This is a genomic window from Neisseria sp. DTU_2020_1000833_1_SI_GRL_NUU_006 (genome assembly GCA_032388755.1).
Lineage (GTDB): Bacteria > Pseudomonadota > Gammaproteobacteria > Burkholderiales > Neisseriaceae > Neisseria > Neisseria sicca_C.
Genome location: CP135593.1, coordinates 138,028 through 150,842 on the forward strand (window position 1 = coordinate 138,028; position 12,815 = coordinate 150,842).

General features: G+C 49.5%; 8 protein-coding genes and 1 pseudogene. 3 read left to right on the forward strand and 6 right to left on the reverse strand.

The genetic code is table 11. The features are described from left to right. Positions 1–198: 198 nt before the first annotated feature. The 3 genes from RSJ68_00640 to gdhA form a co-directional block, all read right to left on the reverse strand. A complete protein-coding gene (locus RSJ68_00640) occupies positions 199–1,113 on the reverse strand; it encodes a patatin-like phospholipase family protein (protein ID WNU97309.1) in 915 nt (304 codons plus the stop codon). A 136-nt stretch (positions 1,114–1,249) separates the two neighbouring features. Then, complete coding sequence (locus RSJ68_00645; GenBank protein WNU97310.1) at positions 1,250–2,611, reverse strand: pitrilysin family protein; 1,362 nt, start codon at positions 2,609–2,611, stop codon at positions 1,250–1,252. Between the two features lie 135 nt (positions 2,612–2,746). Continuing rightward, a complete protein-coding gene (gdhA, locus tag RSJ68_00650; protein ID WNU97311.1) occupies positions 2,747–4,084 on the reverse strand; it encodes an NADP-specific glutamate dehydrogenase in 1,338 nt (445 codons plus the stop codon). Positions 4,085–4,614: 530 nt separating this feature from the next. Here gdhA and RSJ68_00655 point away from each other — a divergent pair. Then, complete coding sequence (locus RSJ68_00655) at positions 4,615–5,409, forward strand: thymidylate synthase (protein ID WNU97312.1); 795 nt, start codon at positions 4,615–4,617, stop codon at positions 5,407–5,409. Between the two features lie 61 nt (positions 5,410–5,470). On the opposite strand, the gene RSJ68_00660 is transcribed toward RSJ68_00655, so the two are convergent. The 3 genes from RSJ68_00660 to RSJ68_00670 all read right to left on the reverse strand — a co-directional run bounded on the left by RSJ68_00660 (position 5,471) and on the right by RSJ68_00670 (position 10,624). Then, positions 5,471–8,278, reverse strand: a complete 2,808-nt coding sequence (locus tag RSJ68_00660; GenBank protein WNU98324.1) for a glycosyl hydrolase family 28-related protein — start codon at positions 8,276–8,278, stop codon at positions 5,471–5,473. An 819-nt stretch (positions 8,279–9,097) separates the two neighbouring features. Further along, positions 9,098–10,267 carry a lipopolysaccharide assembly protein LapB gene (gene lapB, locus RSJ68_00665; GenBank protein ID WNU97313.1) on the reverse strand — a complete coding sequence of 390 codons (1,170 nt, stop codon included), beginning with the start codon at positions 10,265–10,267 and terminating at the stop codon, positions 9,098–9,100. 12 nt (positions 10,268–10,279) lie between these two features. Then, the gene (locus tag RSJ68_00670; protein WNU97314.1) at positions 10,280–10,624 is read right to left on the reverse strand and encodes a lipopolysaccharide assembly protein LapA domain-containing protein; all 345 of its coding nucleotides are present in this window, start codon (positions 10,622–10,624) and stop codon (positions 10,280–10,282) included. Positions 10,625–11,166: 542 nt separating this feature from the next. Between RSJ68_00670 and ilvE the strand changes: the two genes are divergently transcribed. Together ilvE and RSJ68_00680 are read left to right on the forward strand one after the other, a co-directional pair. Further along, positions 11,167–12,165 carry a branched-chain-amino-acid transaminase gene (gene ilvE, locus RSJ68_00675; GenBank protein WNU97315.1) on the forward strand — a complete coding sequence of 333 codons (999 nt, stop codon included), beginning with the start codon at positions 11,167–11,169 and terminating at the stop codon, positions 12,163–12,165. A gap of 269 nt (positions 12,166–12,434) precedes the next feature. Continuing rightward, a pseudogene (locus RSJ68_00680) lies at positions 12,435–12,791 on the forward strand (DUF1275 family protein). The last annotated feature ends 24 nt before the right edge of the window (positions 12,792–12,815 follow it).

Sequence of the window (12,815 nt, forward strand, 5' to 3'; positions counted from 1 at the left end):
CGGAGTTGCCTCGCCTTGCCGTACTATCTGTACTGTCTGCGGCTTCGTCGCCTTGTCCTGATTTAAATTTAATCCACTATAAAACAGAGATCGCACCCGTAAGAAAAAAGGGAGTATGCCAGCTCCCTTAAACAGAGGTCGTCTAAAAATAGTTTTATATTTTCAGACGACCTTTTCTTTGCATAAAGCACTAAAGGCTTAGTAGCGGTAAGCTGCCAGTTTGCGCCGTATTTCAGGAATAGCGGCTTTCGCGGCACGCTCCCCCTCGGCGATCGCACGTTGTTTTTGGCTGAAGCCGCCGACTGCGCCTAAGTCCAAGACTTGGGGATGGATAACGACATTTGCTTGGCTCAATTCATGTTGCAGGGCGGATTGCGACATGACGTTGATCGATTGGTCGAGGTAGGAGAAAAAGCCTTGTTCGAGGTTTTTAGACGGCCGGTCGGAAATATCAACGGCGATGATGAAGTTTGCTCCCTGTTTTTTTGCCGCGCTGACGGGTACGGGCTGGGTCAGTCCGCCGTCAACGTATCGACGGCCGCCGATCAGGACGGGTTGGAACACGTTGGGGATGGCGGCGGATGCGCGGACTGCCTGTCCGGCATTGCCGCGGTTGAAGGCGACGGCTTTGGAAGATTCGAAGTCGGTGGCGACGGCGGCGAATTTAATCGGGAAGTCTTGAATCGGGCGGTTGCCGACTTTGCGGTTGATGTAGTCTTGCAGTTTTTGTCCTTTGATAAAGCCGCTGGTGGATAGGGTCAGATCGACCAAATCGGTTGAGCCGAGAATTTCGGCTTCCAATTCCAAACGGTCGGGACTTGCGCCGGAGGCATACAGGCTGCCGACGATGGCGCCTGCCGACGTACCGGTAACGATTTTGACGGGGATGCCGTTTTGTTTGAGGACTTTGATGATGCCGATATGGGCAAACCCTTTGGATGCGCCGCCGCCGAGTGCTAAGGCAACGACTGCCTGCGGTTTGGGGGGAGGGGTGATTTGGGTGTTGTGCCGCGGCGGGTTGACAGGGGAAGTGTTGCTTGGACACGCGCTGAGGATTAGGACGGAAGAGACGGTCAGCGCGGTACGGAAAACGGAGGAAAAGGAGGATTTCATTTTCAGACAACCTCTGTGTAAGAAGGATGTTTTGCCAGGGTGATAATGGAACACGGTAAATTTTATCTTAGCAATCACGTTAAGATGTTATCGTTTGGCATTATCGCACAGCAAGAGGTCGTCTGAAAACGGTTTGTCATTGTTTTTCAGGCTTTTTTACTGCCGTATAGTCTGCCGGTGCGGGAGGGGCGGATTCCGGCATGATGATGACGGTACTTGAACGGTCGTCCGTCAGCATTTGTGCGGCTTTTTGAACTTCTTCGGCGGTTACGGCCTGTATGCGGCGGCGGATTGCGGCTTCATCGGAATATTTGAACCCGCGCGCTTCCAAACGACCCATCAGCGAAGCTTGTGAAACCATGGAGTCGCGCGCGTAGATTTCGCCCGCCAATGCCTGTGCTTTGATGCGGTCGAGTTCTTCTTTGCTGATGCCGTTGTCGGCGATGTCTTTGATTTCGGACTTCATCTGCGTAAGCAGGGTCTCGGCGGATACGTTTTCAGCAGGCATTCCAAATACGCCGAAAAGCGGCATTTCGCGGCTGAGCAGGTCGTAATGGGCATTTGCGCTTAATGCGGTCTGTTTACCGCGTACGAGGTTTTTGTCCAAACGGCTGGAGGTGTTGCCCGCCAAAACGTCGGTCAGGACATCCAAGGCGTAAGGCAGCTTGTCGTTAAGGCGTGAGAGGGCGGGAACGCGCCAGCTGGTGGCAACCAACGGTTGACGGGTTACGGGAGAGGAAGCTTGGGCAAAGGAAGGGGCGCGTTTGACCGGTTCGGCTTTCAGGTTGTTCCGTTCAGGCAAAGATTTACGCGGTATTTTGCCGAACAATCCTGCCGCCGTGCGCAGGGTCTGTTTGGCATCGACATCGCCGACGATGACCAAAACGGCATTATTGGGTGCGTAAAATTGTTTGTACCAAGCACGCAAATCGTCGGCACGCAAGGTGTGCAGGTCTTCCATATAGCCGATAACGGAGGCTTTCATGGAGGGCAGGGTGAAGCTGTTCAGGTAGATTTGCTCCCACATCTTCCCGCCGGCATCGTCTTCTGTACGCTGGCGGCGTTCTTCTCGGATAACGTTCATTTCGTTAGCGAACTCTTTATCGCTGAAATTGAGGTTGTGCATCCGGTCGGCTTCAAGTTTGAGGACTTCGGGCAAGTTGGCAGAGGCGATATTGGCGTAATATACCGTTTCGCTGCGGTTGGTATAGGCATTGTCATCGCCGCCCAAACGAGCGATGCGGCTGCTGTATTCGCCTGATGGTACGGAAGGCGTACCTTTGAACATCATGTGTTCTAAGGCGTGGCTTAATCCACTTTTGCCCGGTTTCTCATCCACGCTGCCGACTTTGTACCAAATCTGGGAAACGGCGACAGGTGCGCGGCGGTCTTCTTTGACGATGATTTTCAGACCGTTGGGCAGGGTTTGGGACAAGGTTTGTGCGAAGGTGGCGCAAGAGAGGAGGCAGGCAGATAGAAAAACGTAACGGCTCAGCATAACGGCTCCTAATAAATGGCAATGGACAGACTGTAACAAGAAATTTGCCCTCAGGCTATAAAAAAGGTCGTCTGAAAACCTTGAATTAAGGTTTTCAGACGACTTTTACACAGCCTAAAGTCAGGTCAATGAGACTTACACAATGCCTTGCGCCAGCATCGCATCGGCGACTTTGACGAAACCGGCGATGTTCGCACCGTTGACGTAGTTGGTTTTACCGTTTTCAGTGCCGTATTTCAGGCAGGATTCGTGGATGCTTTGCATGATGTCGAACAAGCGTTGGTCGACTTCTTCGCGGCTCCAGGCCAGACGGACGGCGTTTTGGCTCATTTCCAAGCCTGAAGTTGCCACGCCGCCGGCGTTGGAGGCTTTGCCCGGCGCATACAGGATGCCCGCTTTGACGAACTGTTCGACCGCGCCCAAAGTAGAAGGCATGTTCGCACCTTCGGCAACGACGTAGCAGCCGTTTGCCAGCAAGGTTTTGGCGGCTTCTTCGTCCAATTCGTTTTGGGTCGCGCAGGGCAGGGCGACTTCGGCGGCAACGCCCCACGGTTTTTGGTTTTCAAAGTATTTCAAACCTTGTTCTTTGGCATAGGTGGAAACACGTTCGCGGCGGACTTCTTTCAGCTCGATAAGCGCGGCGAGTTGGTCTTCGGTCATGCCGCTATCGGGGAAGAGGACGAAGCCGTTGGAGTCGGAAACGGTCAGCACTTTCGCACCCAGTTGGATGGCTTTTTCGGCGGCGTATTGTGCGACGTTGCCGGAGCCGGAAATCAGCACGCGTTTGCCTTCAATCGAATCGCCGCGCGTTTGCAGCATGGATTGGGCGAAGTACACGGTACCGTAGCCGGTCGCTTCAGGACGGATGAGGCTGCCACCCCATTCGAGGCCTTTGCCGGTCAGGACGGAGGCAAATTCGTTGCGGATTTTTTTGTATTGACCGAAGAGGAAGCCGATTTCGCGGCCGCCTACGCCGATGTCGCCCGCAGGTACGTCGGTGTTCGGGCCGATGTGGCGGTAGAGTTCGTTCATAAAGGCTTGGCAGAAACGCATCACTTCGGCGTCGGATTTGCCTTTGGGATCGAAGTCGGAGCCGCCTTTGCCGCCGCCCATAGGCAGGGTGGTCAAGGCGTTTTTGAACACTTGTTCAAAGGCGAGGAATTTCAATACGCCCAAATCGACGGTCGGGTGGAAACGCAAGCCGCCTTTGTAAGGACCGATGGCGGAGCTCATTTGAATGCGGTAACCGCGGTTGACTTGGACTTGTCCTTTGTCGTCCACCCAAGTGACGCGGAACATAATGACGCGCTCAGGTTCGACGATGCGTTCAAGCAGGTTTTGTTGGGTGTATTTCGGGTTTTTTGCCAAAAACGGACCCAAGCTCATGAATACTTCTTCAACCGCTTGGTGAAACGGCTCTTGATTGGGGTTACGTTGTTTGAGGTTGGCAAACAAGGCGTTCAAATCGGTCATTTTATGCTCCCTGTGGATTAGATTGGAAAGGATGATGAATTTGTGGAAAGCAATATAAACCTAATTTTTTTGCCTGCCAAGCGGTTTTGATGAAAATTGTTGACATTATTTTTTTGAGAATTTTATTATTTGGTATATATAGCCAATAAAATATAAAAATATTTTTGAAAATTCCATTATTTTAAAATAAATTGGTTATATATTCTAAGTAATTTAACTAGAAATTTGAAATGAAAGAGTGTAAAAAATTCAATCCGACACAAATTTTCATGTGAAAACGGTCAATATTGTCAACAATTTTACGAAAATTACGCTTGGAAAATAGGGTAAGAAAGAAAATAACACCTTAAACAACGAATTTTGTTTCAGATAGAAAAACGTGTTTCAGGACAATCCATAACGGATAATGCCAAGGTCGTCTGAATCTAATTTCCAGTTTTCAGACGACCTTGATTATGCTGTTAATCGACAAATTGCTATACAATACGCCCCAAATCATCTCCAACAACACACACCCTTAAAGGACACCAATGAAAGCCTACCTCGATTTAATGCGCCACGTTCTCGAAAACGGTACCGATAAATCCGACCGTACCGGTACAGGCACTCGTTCGGTGTTCGGCTATCAAATGCGCTTCGATTTGAGTCAAGGCTTTCCGCTGCTGACTACCAAAAAGCTGCACCTGCGCTCGATTATCCATGAGCTGCTTTGGTTTCTCAAAGGCGATACCAACATCAAATATTTGAAAGATAATAATGTTTCCATTTGGGACGAATGGGCGGACGAAAATGGCGACTTGGGGCCTGTGTACGGCTACCAATGGCGCAGTTGGCCTGCACCCGACGGTCGCCATATCGACCAAATTGCCAACGTCGTGGAGCAAATCAAGAAAACCCCCGATTCCCGCCGCCTGATTGTGTCGGCATGGAATCCCGCGCTGGTAGACGAAATGGCATTGCCGCCCTGCCATGCGCTGTTTCAGTTTTACGTTGCCAACGGCAAATTGTCCTGCCAGCTTTACCAACGCAGCGCAGATATTTTCCTCGGTGTGCCGTTCAACATTGCCAGTTACGCGCTGTTGACCATGATGATTGCCCAAGTCTGCGGGTTGGAGGCGGGCGAATTTATCCATACTTTGGGCGATGCGCATCTGTACAGCAACCATTTCGAACAGGCAAAACTGCAATTGAGCCGCGACACCCGCACGCTGCCGGTGATGAAAATCAATCCGGAAGTCAAAGACTTGTTTGCATTCAAGTTTGAAGATTTCGACTTGGAAGGTTACGACCCGCATCCGCACATCAAGGCCGCAGTGGCGGTGTAGGGCAGGGAATAGATAAAAGGTCGTCTGAAACTTTTCAGACGACCTTTTGATTACGGCGGGTTTATAGGATGCCGTTGGTGTGCACGTGGTCTTCCGTTACCGGTAAGGTTTTGTGCTGGTAGGAATAAACGGAGTCTTGAATAGTGTTGATATTTTTGCTGACGCTGACCAATACGTCCGACAGGCTGAGGTTGCTATCTTTGTTATTGACATTATCAAGTGTGTCTCCGTTATGGGTGTTGGAGTCGGAATAAACATCAATATCGGACTCATAACGCAACCAGGTTTTGTAGATTGGGCCTTTGATGTCCGTTACCAAGGTATTGTTTGCCATATTTAAATTAGCATTAACCTTGCCGTCGCCTGTGCTGCGGACTTCAACGATGCTGTTATCCAGGCGTCCGTGCAGCGACAGGGTATTGTTGGTAACGTTATATTCCTTGGCATTTGTTCGCATAAACGCAAATTCGGCATAACCGCCCGATTCTTCACGAACGGTAACGGCATTGTTGTTCAGCGTAACCGAACCGTGCATCGGTACGTCGGAGTGATGTTCTTCAATATAGAAAGGAACGGCCCCGTTCTTTATTTTGCCAATATCGGCAACATTATCACTGATGTTGATGGTGCTGGTGCCGATACCTTTTTCCTTGATTTGAGGAGCGTAGGTATCATTGATAACCGCCATCAGGTATTTGGTCGATTCGCCGCTGATTTTGTTACCGGTAATGTTAAGTGTGTAATCCATTTTTTGTTCATGGTTGCGGAATTCGATACCATAGGTTTGGATATTGTCTTTATAGACCTCCAAGTTATTGATTGTGTTGTTGCTGATGTCAAAATAGCCTTTATCTTTGGTATGTAAATCCCGGCGTTGCGTATTGGTCTGTATTTGGATACCGGAATACATATGATAGTCGTATCCCGGAGTGTCATCGACCGCAAGGCGGAATGAAGTGTCTTGTGTGATGACATTGCCGGATATTTTGACGTTGTCCAGCGAGAATTGGCGGTTATAGACCGCAATACCGTACAGGCGGTCGCCATTTAGTGTGTTGTTTTCAATTAAGACGTCTGTGCCGTCATGTACGTCAAGACCTTTCCGGTAGTTGTGGTCGGTCGTATTTTTGCGGTAGGTGATGCCATAATTGTAGCTACCTGCAGCAGCGGCGATGCCGTAGCCTGTGCCGCCATCATCTTGGTGTCCGTTCCAGGACAAGAGGTTGCCTTCTCCGAGGAAATTCTTTTGATAGGAAACCAGTGCGCCGGCAACGCGGTTGTGGTGCAGGTTGGAGTCAACAATACGGTTATTTTCACCTAAAGGCAGTGAATCGTATTTGTCGTCGATGGAGCCGTTGGCAACACGGTCTTTATAAGACAGTTTGTAGCCTGCTTCGCGCATGAGTGCAGCGGTAGAGGTAAAGGTTACGCCTGCACGGTTTGCACCGGATACTTCCACTTTGCTGATCAGGGTGTTGTCTGCATCGTTGACTAAAATGCCGTTTACTTTACCGAAATAGCTTAAACCTTTGCGGTAGAAGTCGGCGTTGGTGTATCGAACGGATAGGTCGGCAATCGTTTTGCCATTTTGACCATCTACCAAGATGCCTGCAAAAGCCCGAACATCATCGTGGTTGGTGTTGGAATTGAATATACCAACTTGAGCTTTGTCAAAGTTGATTTGGGTTTTGCCCATGCCAGCACCGAAGATGCCTTTAACGCCGGAGGTATTATTGTCGATAACGATTTGGTCAGAAATGTAATAAGTGCCGTCCATAAACAGCATGGCTTTTTCTTTATGAGCAGCTTCGAGCGCGGTTTTGATAGCCGCCAGGCTGTCTTTTTTACCTGTCGGATCTGCGCCGAAATCATTTACATTAATGTAACGGCCATATTGTTTGGACTCATATACTTTATAGTCGCCGGATTCCGATTGCTTGCCTTCGGCAGGATGATGGATATGGGCAGTCGCAGTCGTTCCTTTTTCAGCAGCAGGTTGCGCGGTAGAAACGCTTTTGTTGTTTTGCTGACGTACTGCATTATTGTCGTCATCAGAAAGGTCGGTTACTTTGTCTGCATGGGGTTTATCGGAGGACAGATTGCCTGTTTTGGAGACTTTATTTTTTACATGGCTGCCCGTTTCTTCATCGGATGAAGAATGGTTGCCGGATTTATTTTCCGAATGTTTGATTTGTTCGGCACGTTTTTTCTCTGCTAATTCGGCTTTTACAGCCGCATCGGCCGCCTTACGTGCTGCTTCTGCTTTTTCGCGGGCAGTGATGATGGCTGCTTTACGATCAAATTCATGTTTTTGCTCCAAGGCTATACGGTCGGCTTCCGCTTTCTCCCTGGCTGCTTTGCGCTCGGCTTCCGCTTTTTCTTGTGCAGCTTTTTTTGCTTCGAGGGCTTTTTTCTCAGCTGCTGCCATTGCGGCTTTATGTAAAGCATAGGCTTTTTCCTGGGCGGCTTTTTTTGCTGCAGCGGCTTTTTCCTGGGCGGCTGCCATAGCGGCTTTATGTGCGGCTTGAGCTCTTTCTTGGGCAGCCTTTTTTTCGGCAGCTGCTTTGGCTTGTGCAGCAGCCATGGCGGCTTTATGTGCAGCTTCTGCTCTTTCTTGAGCGGCTTTTTTTTCGGCAGCAATTTTGGCTTGAGCAGCAGCTACAGAAGCTTTATGTGCGGCTTCAGCTCTATCCTGAGCGGCTTTTTTGTCGGCCGCAGCTTTTGCTTGGGCAAGCAGCTTGGCTTCAAAAGGGGTCAGTTTGGCTTTGTTCGCGTTAATCTTGGTTGGTTGCGCATTTTGCCTTCCTGTAATATTGGTTGTGCCGTGGGTTTGCTTAGGCAGTGCGCTGGCGATATTTATTCCACCCATTGAGTGTTGGAAAATCAGGGCGTTGAGCGTAGAAGATTTCTCTTGGCTCTGGCTCTCCGGGTTTGATTTATTTGGAGAAGTGTGGATATTGGTTTGTCCGTGATTAGTGAGTGCAGACAGAGTTTGTTTTGACATGATTTGTATTTCCCATGATTGAATTTTACGAGTCTAAACCCGTAGCAATGTAATGTTATGGTATTCCATGGACCAAATAGACAAAGTTTCCGGCAAGAGCAAATATTCTGCCTTCAGTGGATTTCGAGGAAGAAACCTATTGAAACTTAGGATATTGGCTTTGACTGGGCGGTCTGTATCTAATTGATTTTCTGATTGCGTTTTGCTGCATTAGAAAATAAGGAAACCTTTTTATGGTTCGGACTATGGCTGTTTCGATTGTGTTTTGCATATCTTGACGGCCGGCGTCTCTTATCATTTCGTTCATTTACGCTATCTGTACAATATTTTAGGATTTTAGGTAAATTAACCTAAATTAGGTAAGATTGCGTTACTAATCATTAGTTCACTGTTATTCAACAAATATTCCCTTTTGTCTTCGAGCAGATCGCTAATATTCGAAATGGGTAATTCAAAACAATTCTAGCATAACGGAAATAAAAATGATGTGTTCATAAAACAATAATTGGCCAGATAATATAATATATTGAAAATATTAGTAATAATATTTATTCAGTAAGAGAAAAAATAGATTTTTTTGGAAAAAACTGTTGTTTTTTGTACCGCTTGGCAAAATAAAAGACCGTTTATTTTCAAAAAAAGGTCGTCTGAAACTTTTCAGACGACCTTTTTTGTTGGTTTGCTTCACACTTCGATTTTATTGGGCGTGAAGGTTTCCCATTTGTTGCAGGCGGGGCAGTGCCAGAAGAAGACTTGGGATTTGAAGTGGCAGTTGCGGCAGCGGTACATGACGCTGCGTTGGAGTTGGCGGCCGATGACGGAGCGCATCATGTCGGCGTCGGCTTTCCATGCGGGATTCATGTCGCTGATTTTCAAACCGAGCAGGCGGTATACGCCGTTGAGGTCGGGTTTTTGACGTACGAGGTCAATGGCAAGTTGGGCGGCTTCGCTTTCGCCTTTGAGCAGAAGGGCTTTTTCGTAGATGACGTTGATGAGGTCTAAATCGGGGAAAGTCTGCATGTAGCCGATGAGCCGATTCAACCCTTCTTCCTGTTTGCCTTGGGCGGCGTAGGCTTCGTAGAGTTTTTCGCCGACCATGCTCAGGTAGGCATGGTTTTGCTGTTCGATGGCGCCGTATGCCTCGACAGCGGCGGGGAAATTGCCCTGTTTGGTTTCGATGTCGCCCAAAATCATATTGGCGCGGGCGCATTTTTTGTTTGCGTCCAAGGCTTTCTGGACGTTGTAACGGGCGGCGTCAAGATTGGATTTGAACAGCGCGGTTTGGGCAAGTTCGCAATAAAACTGTGCAATTTCAAATTGGTAGGTCTGCTCGTCGTGGCTGAGGAGCTGCGCGGTTTCGATGGCTTTTTCCCAGTCGCGGTCTTGCTGGTAGATGCTGAGCAGGTGTTGACGGGCTTCGCGCGCCATGTTGCCTTCCTGCAAGCCGATGAAGATTTGTTCGGCACGGTCAACCAAGCCTGCGCTTTGGTAGTTTTGCGCGAGTTCGAACAATACCCGCGCGCGTTTTTCGTTGACGGTATCGGGCGAGTCGAGCAGGGCTTGGTGCATATTGATGGCTTTGTCGTTTTCGCCGCGCTGACGGTAGAGTTTGCCCAAGGTCAGGTTGAGGTCGTAAGACTGTGGCTGCTGGTCAATGACTTCCGCCAGTTCGCGGGCGGCACGGCCGCTGTTGCGGTCAACCAATGCGTCCAGACTTTTGTAAAAGCCGGCAGGCACGCTTTTCGCCTGTTTCAACACGGTTTTCATGTCGATACGGGCGGCAAACCAGCCCATGGCGAAGAAGACGGGCAAAAGGGTAATGGGCAGGAGGATGACCCACAATTCGTTGTCCATGTGATTCCTTTTTTAAGGCTTGGGCGTTTGTACGGGTTGTTTGGCAGGGGCAGTCGTTTGCGGTGCGGGTTGCTGCGGTACGGGGGCGGCAAGGTCTTTTTCGCCCAAATGCGCGTGTTTTTTGACTTCGGCACGCAGGCGGTTGTTTTCGCTGCGCAGCGCCAAAAGTCTGCCGAACAGGGCGAACATGCCGAACACGATGCCGATAACAAACGCACCGAAGAGGACGACAATCAGCGGTAAATCGGCTTTCTGACCGGGCAGGTAGTGGAAGGCGACGCTATCGGTATTGATGACGGCGAGCAGTAAAAACAATAATAAAATGATGACTTTGATAATGGTGTAAATCAGTTTCATGGATGTCTCCGGCGGTATGCCTGTCGGAAAGTTTTGAAAAGGTCGTCTGAAAATTCAATAGGCGGTCGATAGGGATTCCGTTTCCGAATCCGTTTGCCGCAGATGCGGCTTAGTTTAAACGATTTGGATTGTTTCGGATAGGATGTGCGGCAGTTTTCAGACGACCTTAGGCTTCATTATATAGTGGATTAACTTTAAACCAGTACGGCGTTGCCTCGCCTTAGCTCAAAGAGAACGATTCTCTAAGGTGCTGAAGCACCAAGTGAATCGGTTCCGTACTATCTGTACTGTCTGCGGCTTCGTCGCCTTGTCCTGATTTAAATTTAATCCACTATATGTATGTAGTACACGGTAGGCATGATTGCTGACAATTCGTATGCGTATAGGAATGGATGGTTTTCCGTATTTCGTTATCAGGCAAGGGCTTGGGCGAAAGCTGTTTGCGAAACAAGTATTCGGACTTGTCAAAACCATCCGTACAGGCGTATCTTTCAACTTTTAATATCTAAACAGAACCAAACAGAATAAGAAAGGCAATCACCATGAGCAGACCCGTACCCGCCGTGTTCGGCAGCGTCTTCCACGCCCAAATGCCCGTTATCGCCCACAAGGACGGCAAATGGCAGCCGACCGAATGGCAAACTTCCTCAGACCTCACCCTCGCGCCCGGCGCGCACGCCCTGCATTACGGCAGCGAATGCTTTGAAGGTTTAAAAGCCTTCCGTCAGGCAAACGGCAAAATTGTCTTGTTCCGCCCGACGGCAAACATCGCCCGTATGCAGCAAAGCGCAGATATTTTGCACCTGCCGCGCCCCGAAACCGAAGCCTATCTGAATGCCCTGATCGAATTGGTCAAACGCGCCGCCGAGGAAATTCCCGACGCGCCTGCCGCACTCTATCTGCGCCCGACGCTCATCGGTACCGACCCGGTTATCGGCAAAGCCGGTTCGCCGTCCGAAACTGCGCTGCTCTATATCCTCGCGTCTCCGGTCGGCGACTATTTCAAAGCCGGTTCGCCCGTGAAAATTTTGGTTGAAACCGAACACATCCGCTGCGCACCGCACATGGGCCGCGTCAAATGCGGCGGCAACTACGCCTCTGCCATGCCTTGGGTGCTGAAGGCAAAAGCCGAACACGGTGCAAACCAAGTCCTGTTTTGCCCGAACGGCGACGTACAGGAAACCGGCGCGTCCAACTTTATCCTGATTAAAGGCAACGAAATCATCACCAAACCGTTGACCGACGAATTCCTCCACGGCGTAACCCGCGATTCTGTGCTGACCGTCGCCAAAGACTTGGGCTACACCGTCAGCGAACGCAATTTCACCGTGGACGAACTCAAAGCCGCAGTCGAAGAGGGCGCGGAAGCGATTCTGACCGGCACCGCCGCCGTCATCTCGCCCGTAACCTCTTTTGTCATCGACGGCAAAGAAATCGAAGTGAAGAGCCAAGAACGCGGCTACGCTTTGCGCAAAGCCTTGACCGACATCCAATATGGTTTGGCGGAAGACAAACATGGCTGGTTGGTTGAAGTGTGCTGATTTGATTTCGTATTGATGTAATCGGTGAAAGGTTGTCTGAAAAGGATAAAATGCTTTTCAGACGACCTTTTTTATGGTTAATGGAAATAGAAAAATTCCTGCCAGCCATTATTTTTTTATCAGAGAAGTATGGCAGGTACAATGCTTTAATATTTTGGATTTCTGATGGCGGGGGTCGTCTGAACATACTGTTCGGATGATGGATTAATTTTAATCGGAAAGGTGTTTTTCTTGCCTTGTATCCATCATTGCAAAAGGGATAACGTTATATGGAAGAACCGCAAATACACCTACGACGCGATAAGCAGATCAGGCTGCATGACAAGCGGCGGCATGCCCCGCCGTTTTGGCAGGCAGACAGGCCGTATCTGCACGAACACCATATTTCCGATGCGCGCTTCCGCAGGCTGGGTTACATCATGGCGATGTTGGCGGGTGCGATCAATGCAGGCGGTTTCTTTGCGTTTGCACGCTACACGTCGCACGTTACCGGCTCGATGTCGCTGCTGGCGGACGCTGTTTATCTGCGCGAATGGATAAGAGCGATTGGTATATGGGGCTATCATCAGATAAAACACCATTTTGCCTTACCGTTTGCGTTGGTGTCGTTTGTGTCGGGGAGGGCAGAATCAGTCGGTTAGGATACGCGT

Coding starts and splice junctions, on each gene's coding strand:
- RSJ68_00640 (WNU97309.1), bottom strand. CDS start 1,113: ATGAAATCCTCCTTTTCCTCCGTTTTCCGTACCGCGCTGACCGTCTCT.
- RSJ68_00645 (WNU97310.1), bottom strand. CDS start 2,611: ATGCTGAGCCGTTACGTTTTTCTATCTGCCTGCCTCCTCTCTTGCGCC.
- gdhA (WNU97311.1), bottom strand. CDS start 4,084: ATGACCGATTTGAACGCCTTGTTTGCCAACCTCAAACAACGTAACCCC.
- RSJ68_00655 (WNU97312.1), top strand. CDS start 4,615: ATGAAAGCCTACCTCGATTTAATGCGCCACGTTCTCGAAAACGGTACC.
- RSJ68_00660 (WNU98324.1), bottom strand. CDS start 8,278: ATGGGTGGAATAAATATCGCCAGCGCACTGCCTAAGCAAACCCACGGC.
- lapB (WNU97313.1), bottom strand. CDS start 10,267: ATGGACAACGAATTGTGGGTCATCCTCCTGCCCATTACCCTTTTGCCC.
- RSJ68_00670 (WNU97314.1), bottom strand. CDS start 10,624: ATGAAACTGATTTACACCATTATCAAAGTCATCATTTTATTATTGTTT.
- ilvE (WNU97315.1), top strand. CDS start 11,167: ATGAGCAGACCCGTACCCGCCGTGTTCGGCAGCGTCTTCCACGCCCAA.